Here is a 20,732-nt window from a genome sequence, read left to right as displayed (position 1 = left end):
CGCAGGGTCGGGGTTTCGGGGGCTCCGCCCCGGGCCCCGCGCCTCAACCGCCGGCGGGGCTGGAATTGGCCCGGCGAGGCTGGAATCGGCCCGGCGGGGCTGGATCGGCCCGGCGGGATCGGCAGCGGCCCGGCGGGATCGGCAGCGGCCCGGCGGGGCCGGAGCACGCCCCCCGGGCGAGGGTGCGCGGGGTCGGCAACGGGTAGACCGAGGACGCACCTCTTCGCGCACGGTGCCCGGCACACTACGCTGGGCCGATCGGCGGACAACGATGGGAGCCCGTGTGGCCTGTGACCTGTGGCTGGTCCCCCTTGTCGACGTGCTGTGCCACAGCCCCGACAACCCCTTCGCGGAGGAGATCTCCGCCTACGACCGGGCGCTGGCCGAAGCCGGGCTGCCGGCCGTACCGGTCTTCGCCTACATGCCGGGCCTGTCCGGCGACGTGGCCCCGATAGCCGGCTTCGACTACGACGCGCTGCACTTCCTGCGGCGGGCGTACCTCTTGCAGATCTGCGGGCTGGAAGTGACGCCGGTGGACGAGCTGGGGGGTGACTACGAGCAGCTGCTGGAGATGTTCGAGGCGACGGCGCAGCAGTCGCACCTGGTGTGGCACTACGACCACGCCGGCGCGTACGTCCCGGTCGACTTCCCCGTCCCCCTCGCGAACGAGGAGCTGCTCGCCGGTGGCGGCCCCCTCGGCTCCGCCCAGGCGCTCCTCCGCGAGCTCCTGTTCGTAGCCCCCTCGATCGGCATCGACCCGGCGAACCCCCCGCTCCCCCCGGCCCCGCCCACCCACCCCACGTCTCTGGAGGAGCCCTCGCCCTCCCCCTCCTACGACACGAGCCCCTTCGCCCGCGAACGCCACGTCTGGCTGGGCCTCCACGCGGCCACCACCCGTTCCCTGGCCCAGGGCTCCATGATCATCTTCAGCTGACGCGTCCGGCCTCGCGGGTGGCGCTCGCTTCCGGGGCTCCGCCCCGGACCCTGCGCCTCAATCGCCGGCGGGGCTGGATTGTGCCCCGCAGCATCCAGCCCTGCGGCAGGGGCGCCCCTCACCCCGCAGGCAAAGTCCGGGCAGGGGGAAAATCCAGCCCGTCCGGCGTTTGAGGCGCGGGGTCCGGGGGCGGAGCCCCGATCTCTGAGCGGCGCCGCAACTCCCAGTCCGTCCGGCGTTTGAGGACCTGGGTCCGGGGCGGAGCCCCGATCTTTCAGCCGCGCCGGCGATTGAGGCGCGGGGGAGTGGGGGCGGAGCCCCGAGATCAAGCCGCGCCGGCGATTGAGGCGCGGGGTCCGGGGCTCCGCCCCGGATCAAGCTTCGCGGCGGAGCCCCGCAGGGGGACAGGGCCCAGCGGTCAGCGCTGTTGCTCCGGCGGCCGCTGGCGCGGCATGTTCGGCCGGGTCCCCGGCGGAAGCGGGAAACGGGGCGGCTGCGCCCCGGACTCCGGCCGACCGGGCGAGGACGACAAGGCCTGCATACCCAACGGCGCAGGCCCCGAGTGGAACTCGACCATCCAGTCCGCCGTCTCCGCCCGCACCAACTCCGTCACGTCCTCGGAGAACCGCCGCAACACCGTCAGGCACCGCTCGGCCGCCTCACTCGCCGTGCCTTCCGTCGGCCCCAGGACCTCCCGCACGTTCTCCGACGCCCAGTCGAACTGCAGCACCTGCAACCGCCGCTGCACCGCCTGCGCCGTCGCCACGTCCCGCATCCACCCGGACGTGAGCCCGAAGAACCGGTCGCTCCCGACCGCGGCCCCGGCCACCAGCAACGCCAGGAACCCGTACACGGCCGCCCCGGACACCCCACCCGCGAGCTCGACCAGCGGCAATGCACCCCCGACCACCGCAGAGACGGCCGCGACCCCACGGAGGACCCGCGCCCCCCGCCGCTTCCACGCCCGGTCGGACAGGTACCAGGCCGCCGTGCGGAGCGCATCCGCCTCGACCCACCGGTACAGCTCGTCGAGCCGCTCCGCCGGCTCGCCCCAGTCGCCGAGGGGGAACGGCCGGCCGGTCAGATCTTCCTCCCGGGGAGCCCCCTCGGGCTGCATTTCCGGCTGGCTCACCCGGCCACTCCCTCTGCCTGCGCTGACGTGTGGTGGTGCGCGTGTGGGGCAATCATGCGCCACCCCTTCCTACCTCCGAACGGCGGGGGATGGGCATCGAATCCCGGGATTTCCGCCCCCACGGTGGTCCGCCGTGGTCTCCGAGGGGTACGGCGGACGGCCAACTATCACTCGAAAGAGTTGGTCCCGACGGCGTAGGGCGCCGTACGCATCGAGCACGTAGGCTCGGTTTGAGCGAACGACAAGGAGTGAGTGACCCGTGTTTCCCGGTGGCGGTCAGCCCAACATGCAGCAGCTGCTCCAGCAGGCCCAGAAGATGCAGCAGGACCTCGCGGCGGCCCAGGAAGAGCTGGCCAGGACCGAGGTCGACGGCCAGGCCGGCGGCGGCCTCGTCAAGGCGACGGTGACCGGCTCCGGCGAGCTGCGCGCCCTCGTGATCTCCCCCGAGGCGGTGGACCCGGAGGACACCGAGACCCTCGCCGACCTGGTCGTCGCCGCCGTCCAGGCGGCGAACGCGAACGCCCAGGCCCTCCAGCAGGAGAAGCTCGGCCCCCTCGCCCAGGGCCTCGGCGGCGGTTCGGGGATCCCGGGTCTCCCCTTCTGACCCGCCCCGCCGTTACCGTACGTACGTCATCCGTAGCAGAGAGAAGGCAGTCCGTTGTACGAAGGCGTGGTCCAGGACCTGATCGACGAACTGGGCAGGCTGCCCGGCGTCGGGCCCAAGAGCGCGCAGCGGATCGCCTTCCACGTGCTCCAGGCCGAACCGGCGGACGTCCGCCGGCTGGCGCACGCCCTGCTGGAGGTCAAGGAGAAGGTGCGGTTCTGCGCCGTCTGCGGAAACGTTGCGCAGGAGGAGCAGTGCGCCGTCTGCCGTGACCCGCGCCGGGACCTCACCGTGATCTGCGTGGTCGAGGAACCGAAGGACGTGGTCGCGATCGAGCGGACGCGTGAGTTCCGGGGCCGCTACCACGTGCTCGGCGGGGCGATCAGCCCCATCGAGGGCGTGGGCCCCGACGACCTGCGGATCCGCGAGCTGCTGGCGCGCCTGGCCGACGGGGCGGTGACGGAGCTGATCCTCGCCACCGACCCCAACCTCGAAGGCGAGGCCACCGCCACCTACCTCGCGCGGATGATCAAGCCGATGGGCCTCAAGGTCACCCGCCTGGCAAGCGGCCTCCCCGTCGGGGGAGATCTGGAGTACGCGGACGAGGTCACGCTCGGGCGGGCCTTTGAAGGAAGGCGACTACTCGATGTCTGACGCAACCCTGCACGCCCTGGGCCTCGATCCGGACGACTTCGCCGTCCAGATCGCCGACCAGATCGAGTCCTTCATCGTCGCGGTCACCGAGGTGGCCAAGGGCGAGGACCCGGACAGCGCGGTGCCGTTCCTCCTCTTGGAGGTCTCGCAGCTGCTGCTGGCGGGCGGGCGGCTGGGTGCGTACGAGGACGTGCTGCCCGACGAGCGCTACGAGCCGGACACCGGGCCGGAGCCGGACGTCGACGACCTGCGCGAGCGGTTCGCGCACATGCTGGACCCCGTCGACGTCTACTCGGAGGTCTTCGACCCGTACGAGCCGCGCAAGGCCCCCGTCCCGCACCGGCTCTCCGACGACATGGCCGACATCGTCGCCGACCTGCGGCACGGCCTGGCGCACTACCGGGCCGACCGGATCACCGAGGCGCTGTGGTGGTGGCAGTTCTCCTACTTCACCAACTGGGGCCCGACCGCGTCGGCGGCCCTGCGCGCCCTCCAGTCGCTCGTCACGCACGTCCGCCTCAACCAGCCGCTCCAGGACCTGGACGGCCTGGACACCGACGAGGACATCACCGAGGAAGCCCTCACGGAGGAGGCGGGCCGGGTCATGGCCGAGGAGATCGCGGCCCCGCTGGGCCTGCGCCGCCCGGCCCGCTCGTAGCCCCCGGCTCGGCACCCGCCAGGAGCTCGCAGGCCCGGGCGGCCGCGTTGTGGACGAGTACGTCGAACAGCGCGGCCGCGTCCACGAACCGGGCCGCGTGGCTCGGCCGCGACTGCCACGACAGCGGCCAGGTGTTGCCCTCCAGCGCGGGTACGCCGATGTAGGCGACGGTGCGCGGCCGGGCGGTGAAGCGCTGGACGCCGAGCGGCCAGGCGTATCCGGCCGCGGCGCCGGGGGCGAGCAGGAAGTACATCCACCGGAAGCCGGTCGCCTCGCAGATGACCGGCCCGGCCTGCCCGCCGGTCGCCTCGTCGAGCTGCGCGGCCACGGCCTCCCCGCGCACGCCCTGGATGCGGACGGCGTCGAAGTGCACGCCGGTGGGGTGCAGCCGGTGGCCGAGGAGGGGGACCCAATCGGGCCGCAGTGTGCTGTTCATGCCCACAGCGTTCCGTGACGGGGCTACCGTGGAGAGTGACTGACCGGATACAGATCGTGGTGTAGCCGTCGGAGGTGGCCCCCGTGTCGGAGTCGAACCCCTCTGTACCTCCCCCGTCCTGGCGGTACGCCGGCGACCAGCTGAAGCGGTGGCGCATGAAGGCGGGCGTCTCGCGCGAGGAACTGGGCGCGGCGGCCCGGTACGCCCCCGACACGATCAAGTCGATGGAACAGGGCGTCCGGATGCCGACGGCCCAACTGCTGGATGCGGCTGATGCGTTGTTCCAGGCGGAGGGGTTGCTGAGCGCGGCGAAGGAGTACTTGAGCCGGGAGAAGTTCCCGGCTCAAGCCGTCGACTTCATGGCGCGCGAGCGCGAGGCGCTGAGCATGGCGTGGTACGAAGTGGCTTTGATCCCGGGTCTGTTGCAGACCGAGGCCCACGCCCGGGCTCTGATCTCCACCTTCGCGCCGCCGCTGGATGACGAGACGGTCGAGAAGCGCGTGCTGGGCAGGATGGAACGTCAGAGTCTGCTGACCCGCACACCACCGGTGTCCCTCAGCTTCGTCATCTACGAGGCCGCGCTGCGGACGCCCTTGATCGACCGGGCGCAGATTCTGCGCATCCTGGAGTCGGGAGAGCTGCGGAACGTCTCCGTGCAGGTGCTGCCCTTCTCGCGCGCCACCTCCTCCGCGGCCTTGGGCGGCCCGATGGTCCTCCTGGTTACCGATGACCATGAGCGTCATGCGTACGAAGACGGCCAGGTTGCGAGCCATTTGACGAGCGAACCCGAGGCCGTCAACGCGGCGACGGAACGTCTTAGCATGATCCGCGCGGAGGCCCTCGGCGCCGAGGAGTCTGCCCAGTTCCTCAAGCGGATGGTGGATGAGCTATGAACCGCGAACTGCGGTGGTTCAAGTCGAGTTACAGCAACGGTGAGGGCGCGGCCTGCGTCGAGGTGGCACTGGCCTGGCGGAAGTCCACGTACAGCGACCCGGAAGGTGACAACTGCGTCGAGGTCGCCAATGGCTACACCGACGTCCACGTACGTGACTCCAAGCTCGCGGCGGCCGGGCCCGAACTCACGTTCCCGGCCTACGCCTGGGACGGGTTCCTCGCGCAGCTTTAAGCTCCGAGCTCCGAGCTCTCCTTTGGGATTGGGTGGTTGGGAAAACCCAACCACCCATCCTCTGGTCCCGCACACCTTGCGGTATTACTAATAGTGAGCGAGTTGCGACGGAGTGTCGCGAGGCCCTAGCGTCCGCCGCAGACGAATCAACCCCGACGCGGTGCTGTAACACCGGCCGGGGTTTGACCAGCAAGATCGATCTGGGAGATCTCGTGGCGTGCCTTGACTCTATCTCCGTGCTGCCCGCCGCCGCAGCGCATCCGATGGCCAACCCCGGGTTCGGGAAGCGTCACGCCCCGGACCAACTGCCCCGCACCGGGGAGCAATTCGCGCACCTGTCCAAGGATGAGGCCGCGCTCGCCTGGTTCATCGACCGCCTGCCCGAGGGCGCGGCCATCGACCACAAGACGCTCTCCGCGGTGACGCCGGGACTCGGTCAGGCCGGCTGCCGGACCCTCCTGCACCTGCTGATGGACGCCGGGCACCTGTGCCAGTTCCGGGAGCACCTGGTCCGGCCGCAGTCCGCGCGGTGGGTGACCCGTACGTACTTCTCCCGCACCGCCCGCGACCGCGACTGGTGGCTCGCCTTCTGCCGCTCGATCAAGGCGAAGCCGCACCGCCTGCCGCCGCGCGAAGAGGCGTACAAGGCGCTCGCGGAACTCCGCGAAACCGACCCGGAACTCGCCCTCTCCGCCGACGAATGCGACCAGCTCGCCCCGCTGGCCGAGGCCTGGCTCGCCCGCGATCCGGACGTTCCGCGCCTGGTCCGCACCCTCACCGCCGGTCTGCCGCGGCCGGTCCACAACCCGGCCGCCCTCCTCCGCAAACGCCTGGAGACCAAGATGCCCCCCGAGCCCACCCCCGAGCCCGAGCCGGACGACTTCGACGAGGACGACGACTGGGTCGTCGGCCGCCGCATCATGGCGTGCTTCTTCTGCGACGCCGACGAGCTCACCGCCACCATCATCAACAGCACCTGCGCCCGCTGCCTCCTGGACATCAACTGCGACCACTGCAAAACCCTCCACGAGTCCGCCTCGACCACCCGCACGCTGCAAACCTTCCGCCCCGCCACCCCCACCCCCACGGAAGTCCACCGCTTCGCCGACATCGTCCGCGAGGCCGGCGGCCTCCTCCCGCGGGGCCGCGAATGATCACGTGCGGCCCGAGCGCGGGCTTTCGCGTCCCGGCCGCGGCCCGGCGCGATCCGAGTAACGTGAACGGGGATCCCCCACGCATTCGTCCGGAGGCCGCCATGACAGCCCAGCCCTTCGAGCCGACGCCCGCGCCGCAAGAGCCGGAGCGCGTGCCCCGCACGTTCGACGGGATCGCGAACGCGCTCCAGGGGGCGCAGCGCATGCGGTTCTTCCGCGAGTTCGGGGAAGCGCCGCTGGAGCAGGCCGAGGCCGTGCTGCGCCGCTGGTGGTGCGAGGCCATGCTCGACACCGACCCGGACGCGGACAAGGTTCGGGAGGCCGCCATGAACGGGACCCTCCGGACCGTCTCGGTGGCGGAGGTCGTCGCGTACCGGCAAGCGCGCGGGCTTCCCCTTGAGTGACGCCGAGGCCGAAGGATGGCCGTGCCTCCTCTCCGAGGAGGTCAGCCGGATCCTGGTGGACCCGCTGCTCGACGGCCGGGTGTTCAGCGCGGTGGTCGCCCTCACGGTGGCGATCAACGAAACCCGGGGCGAGGTGCCGGGACACACGGCGTCGGACAAATGGCCGGAACTCCGCCGCATCCCGGTGGGCCGGGACGGTTCGCTCGGCCTGGCCGAGTACGTCGTCGCAGCTCGCGCTGAGGAGCCCCACTGCGTCCTCACCCGGATCCAGCTCCTGTGACCGGACGCGCGGAGCAGTTCGAGAGAACCGCGGGGCGCGACTTCGAGCTGGTGCGCCTGGAACTGGTCAGGGGGCGCGTCCGCGCAGTCATGGGCAGGGACGGCGCCCACGCCACGATCATGTCCCGGCTGACCGGACAGTGCCTGCTCAGCCGGCCCGAGCTGGTCCTGTACCCGGGGCGCGGGCTGAGGACGGAGGCCGGCGGCCTGGGACGTACCCGGCCCGCCGGCGTCCTCGCCCCCGCCGACGCTTTCGTCGGAGACGGTGACTGGTCCGATGCGGCCCGGGTGCTCATGACCGTCGAGATCACCTCGCGGGACGAGGAAGCCGATGCGCTGCTCCGGGTCGAGAAGCGCGACGGCTACGCCGAGGCGGGCATCTCCGTCCACCTGCTCATCGACCGCGACGCGCGAGCGGTCATGGTCCACGTAGCGCCCCAGGACGGCCAGTACCGACAGATCGCCACCCATTCCTTCGGCGCCACCGTCACCCTCCCCGACCCGGTGCGCATCACCCTGGACACCACCAAGCTCACCGACTTCGCCGACTGAGGCCGGGAACCGCCCCCCGACCCGCCGTCTTTTCAGATGAAAGCCATGTCTCATGATGTGGTACATCGCGGCCGGATGGCGGGCGATCGTTAGACTGCGGAGCTGACCGCAGTAACGGAATGAGCGAGGAGCGCACGTGGGCCTTGTCGTGCAGAAGTACGGAGGCTCCTCCGTAGCCGATGCCGAGGGCATCAAGCGCGTCGCCAAGCGGATCGTCGATGCCAAGAAGAACGGCCACCAGGTGGTCGTCGTGGTGTCGGCGATGGGCGACACGACGGACGAGCTGATCGATCTCGCCGAGCAGGTATCTCCGATGCCTACCGGCCGGGAATTCGACATGCTGCTGACCGCCGGAGAGCGGATCTCCATGGCCCTGCTGGCCATGGCGATCAAAAACCTGGGCCACGAGGCCCAGTCGTTCACCGGCAGCCAGGCAGGCGTCATCACCGACTCGGTCCACAACAAAGCGCGCATCATCGATGTCACGCCGGGCCGAATCCGCACCGCACTGGACGAGGGCAACATCGCCATCGTCGCCGGCTTCCAGGGCGTCTCCGCGGACAGCAAGGACATCACCACCCTCGGCCGCGGCGGCTCCGACACCACCGCGGTGGCCCTGGCGGCCGCCCTCGACGCCGAGGTGTGCGAGATCTACACCGACGTCGACGGCGTGTTCACCGCCGACCCGCGCGTGGTGAAGAAGGCCCGGAAGATCGACTGGATCTCCTCCGAGGACATGCTGGAGCTGGCCGCCTCCGGCTCCAAGGTGCTGCTGCACCGCTGCGTGGAATACGCACGCCGCTACAACATCCCGATCCACGTCCGCTCGTCCTTCTCCGGACTGCGCGGCACCTGGGTCAGCAACGAGAAGCCCGAAGGGGACGCGCAGGTGGAGCACGCCATCATCTCCGGAGTCGCGCACGACGTCTCCGAAGCCAAGGTCACGGTCGTCGGCGTCCCGGACAAGCCGGGCGAGGCCGCGGCGATCTTCCGCGCCATCGCGGACGCCGAGATCAACATCGACATGATCGTCCAGAACGTGTCGGCGGCCTCCACCGGCCTGACGGACATCTCCTTCACCCTCCCCAAGACCGAGGGCTCCAAGGCGATCGACGCCCTGGAGAAGTCGAAGACCGCGATCGGCTTCGAGTCCCTGCGCTACGACGACCAGATCGGCAAGATCTCCCTGGTCGGCGCGGGCATGAAGACCAACCCGGGCGTCACCGCCGACTTCTTCAAGGCGCTGTCCGACGCGGGCGTCAACATCGAGCTGATCTCGACCTCCGAGATCCGCATCTCCGTCGTGACCCGCCAGGACGACGTCAACGAGGCCGTCCGCGCCGTGCACACGGCCTTCGGCCTGGACTCCGACAGCGACGAGGCCGTCGTCTACGGAGGCACCGGACGATGACCGCCGGCCGGTCCGCCCCGGCGCTCGCCGTGGTCGGGGCGACCGGAGCGGTCGGTTCGGTCCTGCTCCGGATCGTCTCCCAGCGGGCGGACGTCTGGGGCGCCATCCGCCTCATCGCCTCCCCGCGCTCGGCCGGCCGCCGGTCGGCCGTGCGCGGCGAGGAGACCGAGGTGCTCGCCCTCACCGAGGACGCCTTCGACGGTCTCGGCAAGGGCGACGTCGCCGTGTTCCTCACCCCGGAACACGTCTCGGCCCGCTGGGCCCCCGTCGTCACCGCACGCGGGAGCACCGTCGTGGACGCCTCCCCGGCGTTCCGCACGGACCCCGGCGTGCCCCTCGTCGTGCCCGAGATCAACCCGCAGGCGGCCCTGCTGCGGCCGCACGGCATCGTCGCCGGGCCCGACCCCGTCACCCTCTCGATGATCGTCGCCGTCGGCGCGCTGCACTCCGCGTACGGGCTGACGGACCTCCAGCTGTCCACGTACCAGGCCGCCAGCGGCGCGGGCCGGGCCGGGACGGAGGCGCTGCGGCGCCAGCTGTCCCTGGTCACCGGCGCCGAACTCGGGGAACAGCCCGGCGACGTACGGCGGGCCGTGGGCGCCGACCCCGGCCCCTTCCCCGCCCCGCTGGCCCTCAACGTCGTCCCGTGGACCGGCGGCCCGGACCAGGACGGCTGGTCCGCCGAGGAGCTGCGGATCCGCGCCGAGACCCGCAAGGTCCTCGGCCTGGACACCCTCCCGGTGTCCGTCACCTGCGTCCGGGTACCCGTGATCACCGGCCATTCGATGACCGTACGGGCCCGGTTCCGCGACGAGATCAGCCGGGCCGGGGCCCACGAGGTGCTGGCCACCGCCCCCGGCGTGGTCCTCGTCGACGACCCGGCCGCGGGCGAGTTCCCCACCCCCGCCGACGCCGCCGGCACCGATCCGGCCTGGGTGGGACGGGTCCGGCGGTCCCTCGACGACCCCCGCGCGCTGGAGTTCTTCGTGTGCGCCGACAACCTGCGCACCGGCGCCGCCCTGAACACCGCTCAGATCGCGGAACTGCTCGCGGCGGAACAGGCGTCCGGCTGAGTGGGAGGCGGCGGCGTTCCCGAGCGGACGCGCCGCACACCACGGGACGGCCTGGGGGGCCCGGACCGTACATCACTTTGTAGGATCTTGTCTGATCCTCAGATCAAGGTGATGGCCCGACTGCCGCCTGGATGAACGGGGCGGTCGGAAGAGCGGGTGCGCATGCGGACAGGGGAGGCGGCACACATCGGGATGCCCCGTGCGTACAACCCTGCCGGGGGGATGCGTGTCCAACTGACGTGGCTCAGGTTCTCGACATCGCAGTCCTGCCCGCGGGGGGCACGCTCGCACCGTCCCGCAGGCGCCCTCGCGGCTCCGCGTCCGGCGCCCCGGCGCCGTGGTCCGCGTGGCCCGGCGGAGGCATGCCCGTGATCTCACCGCTGGGCTCGACCCGCGGGTCCACGCGCGCCGGCAAGGTGCCCTCCCCGAGGGAGAGCGCCGAGGAAACGGCCGCCGCGGGCACCACCGTCGACCACCTCACCGAGACCTACCGGCAGCACTACCGCTCGCTGCTCGGTCTCGCCGCGCTGCTCCTCGACGACACCGCCTCCTGCGAGGACGTCGTCCAGGAGGCTTTCATCCGCGTGCACTCGGCCCGCAGCCGGGTCCGCGACCCCGAGAAGACCCTGGCGTACCTGCGCCAGACCGTGGTCAACCTCTCCCGCTCCGCCCTGCGCCGGCGCATCCTCAGCCTCAAGCTGCTGTCGAAGCCGATGCCGGACATGGCGAGCGCCGAGGAGGGGGCGTACGACCAGCTGGAGCGCGACGACCTCATCAAGGCGATGAAGGGCATCCAGCGGCGCCAGCGCGAAGTCCTCGTGCTGCGCTACTTCGCCGACATGACGGAGGCCCAGGTGGCGGAGACCCTCGGGATATCCCTGGGTTCCGTGAAGGCCTACGGTTCCCGCGGGATCGCAGCCCTGCGGGTGGCGATGGAGGCCGGGCAATGAGCGACGAACGGAACCCGACGGAGAGCGGCGGCGTGAACAGCACTTCCGGCCCCGGCGGCCGGCCCACCGGCCCCGACGGTGAGCTGGAGCTCCGCAGCCTCTTCCAGGGCGCGGTCTCCGGCCTCGAACCCTCCGACGGCGCCCTGGAGCGGCTCCGGTACGCCGTACCCGCCCGCCGGGCCCGCAAGCGGCAGGCCGCGCTCGTCGGAGTGGCCGCGGCGGCCCTGCTCGTCGGCGTCACCGTGCCCACCCTCTTCAACGTGGCCTCCGGCGGCGGGTCGTCCGACGACCACACCGCCATCGCCGGCCACGGCGAGACGGCCGAGGACGGCGAGAGCGGCGAGGGCGGGCTCACCGACCCCGACCTGACCTGGCCGACCCTGCCCAGCACGGCGTCCCACCCGCAGCAGCCCGGCAAGCTCGGCAACGGCCCGGGGCAGCCGAAGGGCGGCAAGACGACCGCGGGCCCCGGCAAGACCGCCGGCACCGGCGACGGCAACGGCCCGGGCGGCCGCCCGGTCTCCGCCGACCCCGTGCCCGTCTGCCAGGCCGACCAGCTGGGCGTGGCGCTGGAGGACACCCGCAGCCCGGACGCCGACGGCAAGGTCTACGGCACCTTCCGCATCACCAACGTCTCGCAGGCCGGCTGCAAGGTCACCGGCCGCGGCACCGTCACCGCGGCGGCCACCGGCGCCGCCGACCCGGCGCACATCACGGTCGCCGACCACACCGCCGGGGACCCCGCCGGCGGGCTGCCCAGCCCCTCCGAGAACGAGGAGTCGCTGGTCCTGCCGCCGAACGCGGCCTACGAGATCAAGTTCGCCTGGGTCCCGGCGCCCACCTGCCCCGGCCCCGGACCCACCCCCACCCCGGAGCCCACGCACGGCACCGGCGGCGAGACGACCGGCGGCACCACCGAGCCCGGCGACACGGCCGGCACCGGCACCGGCACCGGGGACACCGAAGGCGGCGAGGGCGCCGAGGACGACGACACCGACCCGCTCGGCGAGGGACAGCAGCCCGACCCCGGCGCCGGGGTCGAGGTCACGCACACCGCGGAGCCCGGCGCGCCCACCGCACGCACCGTGATCCCGAACGCCTGCGCCGGCACCCTGTACCGCACCGGAGTGCTCCCGGCGGAGCCCGCCTCCTAGCCACGGCGGGCGGGCCCGTACGGTGGAGGGGTGCACCGGTTTCTGCTGACCCCGCGGTGGTGGGGGATCAACATCTTCGTCGTGCTGGCCGTCCCCTTCTGCCTCTTCATGGGGACGTGGCAGCTCGGCCGCTTCGAGGACCGCGTCGACAGCCACCGGGAGGCCACCGCCGAGCGGCCGGCCGAGCCCGCGGCCGCCGAACCGCTCGACGCGCTGCTGCCGGTGGACAAGAAGACCTCCGGACGGCTCGCCAGGGCCTCCGGCACCTACGCCGACCAGCTGCTCGTACCCGAACGCACCCTCGACGGGCGGACCGGCTACTACGTGCTGACGATGCTGCGCACCGACGGCGGCAAGGCCGTCCCGGTGGTCCGCGGCTGGCTGCCCGGCACCGCCGACCCGAAGAAGGCCCCGGCGCCGCCGGCCGGCCGGGTCGAGGTGACCGGCGCGCTCCAGGCCTCCGAAAGCTCCTCGTCCAAGGGCGTCCACTCGGCCGGCGGACTGCCGCCCGGGCAGCTCGGCGTCATCGGCGCGGCCTCGCTGGTGAACCTGGTGTCCTACCCGCTGTACGACGCGTGGCTGACGCTGCCGCAGGTGCCGGCCGGGGCGGCCGGCATGCAGCCGGTGCCGGTGACCGCGCCCGTGAACACCGGCCTCGACCTGAAGGCGTTCCAGAACCTCGGCTACACCGGCGAGTGGTTCGTCTTCGTCGCCTTCGTGCTCTTCATGTGGTTCCGGCTGTACCGCCGCGAGGTGGAGGCGATCCGGGACGCGGAACTCGGTCTGGTCCCGGACCACCCCCACCCCCACCAGCAGCAGGAGCCGGAGTCGCGCGAGCCGGCTACGCCGGCAGGTGCTTGAGCGCGAACTCCAGCTCCATCCGGACCTGCTTGATCCGCTCCTCCACGACCAGCGAGCCGTGGCCCGCGTCGTAGCGGTACACCTCGTGGACGGCGCCGCGGGCCGCGAGCCGGTCCACGTAGTTGTCGATCTGGCGGATCGGGCAGCGCGGGTCGTTGACCCCGGCCGCGATGTGCACCGGCGCCCGCACGGCATCCACGTACGTCAGCGGGGACGAGGCCTCGAAGCGGTCCGGGACCTCCTCGGGGGTGCCGCCGAAGAGGGTCCGGTCCAGCGCCTTCAGCGCCTCCATCTCGTCGTGGTACGCGGTCACGTAGTCCGCGACCGGCACCGCGGCCAGGCCCACCGCCCACGCCTCCGGCTCCGTGCCGAGGCCCAGCAGGGTCAGGTAGCCACCCCACGAGCCGCCGGACAGCACCAGCCGCGCCGGGTCCGCGAGACCGGAGGAGACGGCCCACTCGCGGACCGCCGCGATGTCCTCCAGCTCGATCAGGCCGACCCGGTGCTTGAGGGCGTCCGTCCACTCCCGGCCGTAGCCGGTGGATCCGCGGTAGTTCACCCGGACCACCGCGAAGCCGTGGTCCAGCCAGGCCGCCGGGGCCGCCGCGAACGCGTCGCTGTCGTGCCAGGCCGGGCCGCCGTGGATCTCGAAGACCGTCGGGAAGGGACCCTCGCCGGCCGCCGGGCGCTGCGCCAGGGCGTGGATCCGCCCGCCGGGGCCCTCCACCCACACGTCCTCGACGGGCACCGAGCCGGGTGCCCGCAGGCCGGGGGCCTCCAGGACCACCCCGCCGGCGGTGGACCGCACCGAGGAGGGCTCCGCGGCGGAGGACCACAGGAACTCCACGGTCCCGTCGGGGCGGGCACTCGCCCCGGAGACGGTGCCGCGCGGGGTCTCCACCCGGGTCAGCTCCTGCCCGGCCAGGTCGTAGCGCCACAGCTCGCTGCGGGCCTCGAAGCTGTGCTCGACGAGCAGCGCGGAGGCGTCCGGGTACCACTCGGCGGCCACGTCGCCGGGCAGGTCCACGGCGAGCGGGGTCTCCTCGCCGGTCGCCACGTCCCAGACCATCGGCTCCCAGCGGCCGCGCCGCTGGTGGCCGACGAGCAGCCGGGTGTCCCCGGCGACCGGCGCGAAGCCGAGCACTTCCAGGCCCAGCTCCTCGGTACCGCCCTTGCTGTCGTCCAGCTCGGCCACCGTACGGCCGTCGAGGGTCACCACGCGCAGCGCGGAGTGCATCGCGTCGCCGTGCTCGGTGTGCTCGATCGCGATCAGGGTGCCGTCCCGCGACAGGTCGCCGACACCGGCGGACTCGCGGTGCCGGTAGATCTCCACGGGCGCGGTGCCGGGCCGCACGACGTGCACGGTCGAGCCGTCCTCGTCGGTGGAGCGGCCCACCACGGCGGTGCCGTCCCGCGCGATCGCCAGACCGGCCGGGTACGAGGGCTCAAGGCCCGGGGTGGCCGGCTCGTCGCTCCCGCCGTGGAAGGGCTGGCGGACCCAGACGCCGAACTCGTCGCCGTCGGTGTCGGAGAACCACCAGATCCACTCGCCGTCGGGGGAGAGGGTGCCGTCGGTGGTGCCGTTGGGGCGGTCCGTGGCCTGGCGGCGCTCGCCGGTGGTCCGGTCCCAGGCGTAGAGCTCGTAGGTGCCGGTGGCGTTGGAGACGAAGAGGGAGCGGTCCGGGGCGTCTTCGGCCCAGTCCGGCAGCCCGACCCGCGGGGCCCGGAACCGCTTCTCCCAGTCGGGCATTCCGGTGGCTGCGGACGTGCTGGTGTCATCGGTCATACGCCCATTGTGTCCGCCTTCCGGGGCGGTCCCGGGCCCGGTGGCTGTTTCACGTGAAACACGGCCGGGTGCGTCCGTAGGGTGCCGGCATGCAGATGATTGTGCGCGGGGCCAGGCTGCACACCGGGGACGGGCGGACGTCCGAGGGGTTGCACGACGTCGAGTGCGACAACGGCCGGATCCTGCGGGTGGTGCCGGCCGACGACCAGAAGGAGCCGCCCGCGACGGGCCGGGTCATCGAGGCGCACGGCGCGCTGCTGACGGCCCCGTTCGTGGAGCCGCACATCCACCTCGACACCGCCCTCACCGCGGGCGAGCCCCGCTGGAACGCCTCCGGCACGCTCGGCGAGGGCATCGCCTGCTGGAGCGCCCGCAAGGAGCGCCTGACCCGGCAGGACGTGCTCGACCGCGCCACCGAGGTGCTGCGCTGGCAGGCCGCCCAGGGGGTGCTGTACGTCCGCACGCACTGCGACGTGACCGACTCGCGGCTCGTCGCGCTCGACGCGCTGGCCGAACTCCGCGACCGGGTCCGGGACGTGCTGGACCTCCAGATCGTCGCGTTCCCGCAGGAGGGCGTGCAGTCCTTCCCGGGCGGGGCGGAGCTGCTGGCGCGGGCGGTGGAGCGGGGCGCGGACGTGGTCGGCGCCATCCCGCACTTCGAGGACACCCGTGAGGACGGGATCGCCTCCCTGCACACCGCCTTCGCGCTCGCGGAACGGCACGGCCTGCGCATCGACGCGCACTGCGACGAGACGGACGACGAGCAGTCGCGCTTCGTGGAGGTGCTGGCGGCGCTGGCCCTGCGCTCGGGGCTGGGGGAGCGGGTCACCGCCTCCCACACCACCGCGATGGGCTCGTACAACGGCGCCTACAGCGCCAAGCTCCAGCGGCTGCTGGGGCGGGCCGGGATCCACCTGGTGTGCAACCCGTTCGCCAACCTCAACCTCCAGGGGCGGTTCGACGGCTACCCGAAGCGGCGCGGGCTGACCCAGGTCAAGGAGATGCTGGCCGCCGGGGTCAACGTGGCCTTCGGCCACGACGACGTGATGGACCCGTGGAACCCGCTGGGCACCGGCAACCCGCTCCAGACCGCCCTGATGGGCGTCTACGCGGCCCAGCTGACCGGCCGGGACGAGGTCGCCACCGCCTTCTCGATGGTCACCGACCGCGCGGCCCGCGTCCTGGGCCTGGGCGACACGTACGGCCTGGCCCCCGGCCGCCCCGCCAACTTCGTCCTGCTCCCCGCGACCTCCCCCGCCGACGCCGTCCGCCGCCAGGTCCGCCCCCGGTACGTCATCTCCCGGGCCCGCCTCCTGGCCGAAACCCCACCCGCCCCGACCCACCTCCACTGGCCGTCGGCCGATCCGGCCCCCGTGGACTTCCTCCGCGACCAAGACGCCCCGGAGGCCCACTGGCGGGGACGGTGACCGGCGGCGGTCAGTGCTGGAGGCCCAGGATCAGGCGGACGGCGTCTTCCACCCGTCGGAGTTCGGCAGGGGCCAGCAGGCCGAGTCTCCGGCGCAGCCGTGCCTTGGCAACCGTGTGCAGGTCCGCACAGTGGACGTACGACTCGTCGTACTTCGTCAGCCCTGCGTCGGGCCCGATGGGCACGTGGGTGGCCTGCGGGCCGGAAGTGTCGGTGACGAGCGCGACGTTGACCCACGTCAGCGGCTCGGCGATCCGGTTGACCGTGAGGACGACCACGGGGTGGGGACCCACCGGCTGGGGCAGCGCGCAGACCCAGACCTCGCCGCGCAGTGCCGTGCCGGCCGTCACCATTCCATCTCGTCCGCGGCAGCGAGCTCGTCGTCACCCGGCTCGGTCACGCCGTCGGGCAGTGGTGCGCCCTGACGCCCGTAGAAGGTGCGGATTTCCTCGGCAGCACCCACCTCGGAGGCCTCTCGGGCGAGGAGCCTGAGCCCTTCACGCAGGGCGTCGGAGGTGGATTTGAGGTTCAGCGTCCGCATGACCTCCTGGAGCGCCTGCACCTCGTCGCTGCGCAACCGGACCTGAGCCAGTCGGCTGGGCCCGAGCGCTGCCGCACTCCGGCCGGGGACCGGCTTCTTCGCCGAGCGCTTCCTGGGCGCTGCTGCGGGTCCCATGCCTCCTCCAGCCTGTCGTACAAATGTCATACATCCAGTGTGGGCCGGGGCGGTTCTCGCCCTCAAGCAGCAGGGGCCGGGCCGGCCGGCCGTGAGCCGTCCGGACCATCGGGGTGGCGGGGCGGCGTGGGGGACCGGAGGGTGGGGGTGTGTCTTCGATGCCTGATGCACCAGCGGAATTCCGGTACGGGGACCTGCGGATGCGGGCCCTGTACGTCAACTGCACGCTCAAGCGGTCGCCCGAGGTGAGCAACACGCAGGGGCTGATCGACCGGAGCCGGGCCGTGATGGAGGCGAACGGGGTCGTCACCGAGGTGGTGCGGGCCGTCGACCACGACATCGCCACCGGGGTCTGGCCGGACATGACCGAGCACGGGTGGGAGAGCGACGAGTGGCCCGTGCTGTATTCGCAGATCATGGCCGCCGACATCCTCGTGCTGTGCGGGCCGATCTGGCTCGGTGACAACAGCTCCGTCATGAAGCAGGTCATCGAGCGGCTGTACGCCTGTTCCGGCATCCTCAACGAGCAGGGCCAGTACGCGTACTACGGCCGGGTCGGCGGCTGCCTGATCACCGGCAACGAGGACGGCGTCAAGCACTGCGCGATGAACGTCCTCTACAGCCTCCAGCACCTTGGCTACGCCGTCCCCCCGCAGGCCGACGCGGGCTGGATCGGCGAGGCCGGGCCCGGCCCCTCGTACCTCGACGAGGGATCCGGCGGCCCGGAGAACGACTTCACCAACCGCAACACCACCTTCATGAGCTGGAACCTCATGCACCTGGCCGCCCTCCTCAAGCGGGCCGGCGGCATGCCCGCCCACGGCAACCAGCGCTCGCTGTGGGACGCCGGCTGCCGTTTCGACCACCCCAACCCGGAACACCGCTGACCGACGACTGACACACTGGGCCCGAACCGCCGAAGGAGCCCGCAGTGTCGATGTTCAGCCAGCTACGCCGAGCGGTCCGCCGGAGCGTCCGGCGGGCCGTGGACCTCAGCCACCCGGCCCGCTCCCCCCTCGGCTCCGCCGTCGTCAACTGCGTCGTCTACCGCGACGGCGTCCGCCAGGACGGCTGCGACAACGCCGAGGAGGCCCTGCGCCGGGTCCGCCGGGCGGGCGGCGACGGGTTCGTGTGGATCGGCCTGCACGAGCCCGAGGAGGAGGAGTTCACCGGGCTCGCCAAGCTCTTCGGCCTGCACCCGCTGGCCGTGGAGGACGCCGTCCACGCCCACCAGCGCCCCAAGGTGGAGCGGTACGACGACACCCTCTTCGCCGTCTTCAAGACCGTCCGCTACGTCGAGCACGAGGAGCTGACCGCGACCAGCGAGGTCGTCGACACCGGCGAACTCATGGTGTTCGCCGGCACCGACTTCGTCATCACCATCCGGCACGGCGGCCACGGCTCCCTCGGCCCGCTCCGCGAAGCCCTGGAAGCCGACCCGGAACAGCTGGCCAAGGGCCCGGCGGTGGTGCTGCACGCCATAGCGGACCACGTGGTCGACGAGTACCTCTGCGTCACGGACGCCGTCCAGAACGACCTCGACGCCGTCGAGTCGGCCGTCTTCAGCGAACAGGGCAGCCGCGGCGACGCCGGCCGGATCTACCAGCTCAAGCGGGAGCTGCTGGAGCTGCGCCGGGCGGTGGCCCCGCTGGACCGGCCGCTCCAGCAGCTCGCCACCCAGCCGATGCCCCTCATCGACACGGACATCCGCGCCTACTTCCGGGACGTCGCCGACCACCTGACCCGGGCCACCGAGCAGATCGCCTCCTACGACTCCCTGCTCGACTCGATCCTCCAGGCCCACCTCGCGCAGGTGACCGTCGCCCAGAACGAGGACATGCGCAAGATCACGGCCTGGGCGGCGATCGTGGCCGTCCCCACCATGGTCTGCGGGGTCTACGGCATGAACTTCGAGCACATGCCGGAACTCAAGTGGACCTACGGCTACCCGGCGGTCCTCACCCTGATCGCCGTCTCCTGCTTCGTCATCCACCGCGGCTTCCGCCGCAACGGCTGGCTGTAGGACACGCCCGGCTCCGGCACCTGCCGTCGCACGACCGTCAGGCCAGCCCCGACACCTTGAACACGGTGCGGGCCGCCTCCCGGTCGATGCGGGCGGCGAGCCGCCCCAGGGCGGTCGCCCCGCACAGCAGCGTGCCGCGCTCCCGAGCGGCCCGGCTGTCGGCGTCCAGCCGGTGCCACAGCGCCGGATTGCGGACCAGGACGCCCGGGTCCAGCTCGACCCGGCCGCCGTCCGCGTCCCGCAGCACCAGCCGCCGGGCCACCCCGTCCGAGCAGCGCACGGACACCAGCGCGTCGGTGCGGACCGTGTGCGTCCGCCACAGGCCGCGGGCGCTCAGCACACCCGGCCGCGCGGTGATCCGCGGCGGCAGCAGGATCACGTACAGCAGGGCGCCCAGCCCGGTCCACAGCAGGGCGCGCGGCACGGTCAGCCGGCCGCTGCCGGTGTCGAGGACCAGCAGCACCGACAGCAGCAGCACCGCCGTCCCGGCCGCCGTGCGGCGCTCGCCCGCCCAGTGCACGTCCTCGGCCGAGCCGTCGGGCGGCCTGGGCCCGGGCGGTCCGGCGGACCGTCGCACCGTGCCGCGCCCGACCGTGCCGCGTCGCATCGTGCCGCGTCCGACCGTGCCGCGTCGCATCGTGCCGCGTCGTCCCATGGCCCGAGGCTAGAAGCCGGGGCCCGCCCCGGCAGCGGGGCCTGATGCTCTCGTGACGGGATCCTGACGGCGTGTTGGCGGACCCTTGGCAGCTTCTTGGCAGCCCCGGCGCGGGGCCGCCGCCGGGGTGTCCGGCCGGTGGCCGGGAGATGTCGGCATTCCGCGTCCGGCCCGACCCCGCATGGCTGTCAGTGGTGGGTGGAAGGATCCGCAGGACGGCTGTTGGCGGTCTGTGGGGGTGAGGTGTCGTGGAAGCTGCGTCCCGTGAACCGGTGCTGCTGGCGGAAGTGCTGGCCGGTGCCTCCGCCGCGTTGCGGCATGCCGACCGTACGGGCACGGCCGTGCCGGACGTACGGGATCCGGCCCGCACCCCGTGCCGGCGGTGCGGCATACCGGCCGCCTGGCACCGCACGGTCCACGGCCGCTGGATCCTGATGGAGCCGGGCGACTTCCCCGTCGGCCACGTGCCCGCCGGGAAGCGGTGGCGGATCGCCGGCGACGGCACCGCGGTGGCCCTGGGGCGGGCCGAGCCCGCGGACAGCTGCCGGGTCTCGCACTTCGACGTCTGCCCGGCCGCCGAGGCCCCGGCGGAGTCCCTCACCCTGCTCTCCCTGTGGTGGCGCAACAGCCGCCACCGGTCCCGGTCTTAGGCCGTCTCTTCCGGATCTTGCCTGACCCGCGGCGCCTGGCACGGCACCTCGCCGCGTTGTCGGCACAGCCGAGTACGTCCAGTACGCGCGCTGTCCCGACGCCTTGCGAGGCACCGCACCAGACGCCGCGGGCT

At 72.5% G+C, this 20,732-nt stretch carries 25 protein-coding genes; 19 read left to right on the top strand and 6 right to left on the bottom strand.

Annotated features, from left to right (window positions below; translation table 11 throughout):
* Positions 1–283 precede the first annotated feature (283 nt).
* Complete coding sequence (locus tag LG634_RS36360) at positions 284–934, top strand: putative DNA-mimic protein (protein ID WP_226740678.1); 651 nt, start codon at positions 284–286, stop codon at positions 932–934.
* A 418-nt stretch (positions 935–1,352) separates the two neighbouring features.
* Here LG634_RS36360 and LG634_RS36355 read toward each other — a convergent pair whose 3' ends face one another.
* Positions 1,353–2,066, bottom strand: a complete 714-nt coding sequence (locus LG634_RS36355) for an SLATT domain-containing protein (RefSeq protein WP_226740676.1) — start codon at positions 2,064–2,066, stop codon at positions 1,353–1,355.
* 259 nt (positions 2,067–2,325) lie between these two features.
* On the opposite strand from LG634_RS36355, the gene LG634_RS36350 reads away from it, so the two are divergent.
* From LG634_RS36350 to LG634_RS36340, 3 genes are read left to right on the top strand one after another with little or no spacing between them, the layout of a single operon-like run.
* Positions 2,326–2,670 carry a YbaB/EbfC family nucleoid-associated protein gene (locus tag LG634_RS36350; protein ID WP_226740674.1) on the top strand — a complete coding sequence of 115 codons (345 nt, stop codon included), beginning with the start codon at positions 2,326–2,328 and terminating at the stop codon, positions 2,668–2,670.
* Positions 2,671–2,724: 54 nt separating this feature from the next.
* Positions 2,725–3,324: a recombination mediator RecR gene (gene recR, locus LG634_RS36345; protein ID WP_226740672.1), complete on the top strand. Its 600-nt coding sequence runs from the start codon at positions 2,725–2,727 to the stop codon at positions 3,322–3,324.
* Positions 3,317–3,982, top strand: a complete 666-nt coding sequence (locus LG634_RS36340; protein ID WP_226740670.1) for a DUF5063 domain-containing protein — start codon at positions 3,317–3,319, stop codon at positions 3,980–3,982. Before recR ends, LG634_RS36340 begins: the two co-directional genes overlap by 8 nt.
* On the opposite strand, the gene LG634_RS36335 is transcribed toward LG634_RS36340, so the two are convergent.
* Positions 3,927–4,418, bottom strand: a complete 492-nt coding sequence (locus tag LG634_RS36335; protein WP_226740668.1) for a hypothetical protein — start codon at positions 4,416–4,418, stop codon at positions 3,927–3,929. The genes LG634_RS36340 and LG634_RS36335 overlap by 56 nt on opposite strands.
* A gap of 83 nt (positions 4,419–4,501) precedes the next feature.
* Between LG634_RS36335 and LG634_RS36330 the strand changes: the two genes are divergently transcribed.
* The 11 genes from LG634_RS36330 to LG634_RS36280 all read left to right on the top strand — a co-directional run bounded on the left by LG634_RS36330 (position 4,502) and on the right by LG634_RS36280 (position 13,382).
* A complete protein-coding gene (locus tag LG634_RS36330; protein WP_226740666.1) occupies positions 4,502–5,311 on the top strand; it encodes a helix-turn-helix domain-containing protein in 810 nt (269 codons plus the stop codon).
* Positions 5,308–5,544, top strand: coding sequence for a DUF397 domain-containing protein (locus LG634_RS36325; protein WP_226740664.1), 237 nt, complete (start codon positions 5,308–5,310; stop codon positions 5,542–5,544). The genes LG634_RS36330 and LG634_RS36325 overlap by 4 nt, the downstream gene beginning before the upstream one ends.
* Before the next feature lie 212 nt (positions 5,545–5,756).
* On the top strand, positions 5,757–6,698 hold the full coding sequence (locus LG634_RS36320; protein ID WP_226740662.1) for a hypothetical protein: 942 nt from the start codon (positions 5,757–5,759) through the stop codon (positions 6,696–6,698).
* Between the two features lie 101 nt (positions 6,699–6,799).
* Positions 6,800–7,102, top strand: coding sequence for a hypothetical protein (locus LG634_RS36315; RefSeq protein ID WP_226740660.1), 303 nt, complete (start codon positions 6,800–6,802; stop codon positions 7,100–7,102).
* The gene (locus tag LG634_RS36310; RefSeq protein WP_226740658.1) at positions 7,095–7,382 is read left to right on the top strand and encodes a hypothetical protein; all 288 of its coding nucleotides are present in this window, start codon (positions 7,095–7,097) and stop codon (positions 7,380–7,382) included. Before LG634_RS36315 ends, LG634_RS36310 begins: the two co-directional genes overlap by 8 nt.
* The gene (locus LG634_RS36305; protein ID WP_226740655.1) at positions 7,379–7,933 is read left to right on the top strand and encodes a Uma2 family endonuclease; all 555 of its coding nucleotides are present in this window, start codon (positions 7,379–7,381) and stop codon (positions 7,931–7,933) included. Before LG634_RS36310 ends, LG634_RS36305 begins: the two co-directional genes overlap by 4 nt.
* A gap of 136 nt (positions 7,934–8,069) precedes the next feature.
* Positions 8,070–9,344, top strand: coding sequence for an aspartate kinase (locus tag LG634_RS36300; RefSeq protein ID WP_226740653.1), 1,275 nt, complete (start codon positions 8,070–8,072; stop codon positions 9,342–9,344).
* Positions 9,341–10,417 carry an aspartate-semialdehyde dehydrogenase gene (locus LG634_RS36295; RefSeq protein ID WP_226740651.1) on the top strand — a complete coding sequence of 359 codons (1,077 nt, stop codon included), beginning with the start codon at positions 9,341–9,343 and terminating at the stop codon, positions 10,415–10,417. The genes LG634_RS36300 and LG634_RS36295 overlap by 4 nt, the downstream gene beginning before the upstream one ends.
* Positions 10,418–10,656: 239 nt before the next feature.
* On the top strand, positions 10,657–11,367 hold the full coding sequence (locus LG634_RS36290) for a SigE family RNA polymerase sigma factor (RefSeq protein WP_372482560.1): 711 nt from the start codon (positions 10,657–10,659) through the stop codon (positions 11,365–11,367).
* A complete protein-coding gene (locus LG634_RS36285) occupies positions 11,364–12,521 on the top strand; it encodes a hypothetical protein (RefSeq protein WP_226740647.1) in 1,158 nt (385 codons plus the stop codon). Before LG634_RS36290 ends, LG634_RS36285 begins: the two co-directional genes overlap by 4 nt.
* A gap of 30 nt (positions 12,522–12,551) precedes the next feature.
* On the top strand, positions 12,552–13,382 hold the full coding sequence (locus LG634_RS36280) for an SURF1 family protein (RefSeq protein ID WP_226740645.1): 831 nt from the start codon (positions 12,552–12,554) through the stop codon (positions 13,380–13,382).
* Here LG634_RS36280 and LG634_RS36275 read toward each other — a convergent pair.
* Entirely contained in the window at positions 13,363–15,168 is a 1,806-nt protein-coding gene (locus tag LG634_RS36275) for a S9 family peptidase (protein ID WP_226740643.1), read from the bottom strand. The genes LG634_RS36280 and LG634_RS36275 overlap by 20 nt on opposite strands.
* Positions 15,169–15,257: 89 nt before the next feature.
* On the opposite strand from LG634_RS36275, the gene codA reads away from it, so the two are divergent.
* Positions 15,258–16,595, top strand: coding sequence for a cytosine deaminase (gene codA, locus LG634_RS36270; protein WP_226740641.1), 1,338 nt, complete (start codon positions 15,258–15,260; stop codon positions 16,593–16,595).
* Positions 16,596–16,605: 10 nt separating this feature from the next.
* Here codA and LG634_RS36265 read toward each other — a convergent pair whose 3' ends face one another.
* Together LG634_RS36265 and LG634_RS36260 are read right to left on the bottom strand one after the other, a co-directional pair.
* The gene (locus LG634_RS36265) at positions 16,606–16,947 is read right to left on the bottom strand and encodes a type II toxin-antitoxin system PemK/MazF family toxin (protein ID WP_226740640.1); all 342 of its coding nucleotides are present in this window, start codon (positions 16,945–16,947) and stop codon (positions 16,606–16,608) included.
* A complete protein-coding gene (locus LG634_RS36260) occupies positions 16,941–17,270 on the bottom strand; it encodes a hypothetical protein (RefSeq protein WP_226740638.1) in 330 nt (109 codons plus the stop codon). Before LG634_RS36260 ends, LG634_RS36265 begins: the two co-directional genes overlap by 7 nt.
* Positions 17,271–17,428: 158 nt before the next feature.
* Here LG634_RS36260 and LG634_RS36255 point away from each other — a divergent pair, with 158 nt between their 5' ends.
* Both LG634_RS36255 and corA read left to right on the top strand, forming a co-directional pair.
* Positions 17,429–18,157, top strand: a complete 729-nt coding sequence (locus tag LG634_RS36255; RefSeq protein WP_226740637.1) for a flavodoxin family protein — start codon at positions 17,429–17,431, stop codon at positions 18,155–18,157.
* 50 nt (positions 18,158–18,207) lie between these two features.
* Entirely contained in the window at positions 18,208–19,293 is a 1,086-nt protein-coding gene (gene corA, locus LG634_RS36250; RefSeq protein WP_226740680.1) for a magnesium/cobalt transporter CorA, read from the top strand.
* Between the two features lie 37 nt (positions 19,294–19,330).
* Here the strand turns inward: corA and LG634_RS36245 are convergent, their stop codons facing one another.
* Positions 19,331–19,948 carry a hypothetical protein gene (locus LG634_RS36245; RefSeq protein ID WP_226740635.1) on the bottom strand — a complete coding sequence of 206 codons (618 nt, stop codon included), beginning with the start codon at positions 19,946–19,948 and terminating at the stop codon, positions 19,331–19,333.
* A 248-nt stretch (positions 19,949–20,196) separates the two neighbouring features.
* Between LG634_RS36245 and LG634_RS36240 the strand changes: the two genes are divergently transcribed.
* Positions 20,197–20,598: a DUF6083 domain-containing protein gene (locus LG634_RS36240; RefSeq protein ID WP_226740633.1), complete on the top strand. Its 402-nt coding sequence runs from the start codon at positions 20,197–20,199 to the stop codon at positions 20,596–20,598.
* Positions 20,599–20,732 lie beyond the last annotated feature (134 nt).

Source organism: Streptomyces bambusae, from assembly GCF_020532645.1.
Lineage (GTDB): Bacteria > Actinomycetota > Actinomycetes > Streptomycetales > Streptomycetaceae > Streptomyces > Streptomyces bambusae.
Note: the sequence above shows the minus strand (reverse complement) of the source record. Positions and strands in the feature narration are given on the sequence as shown.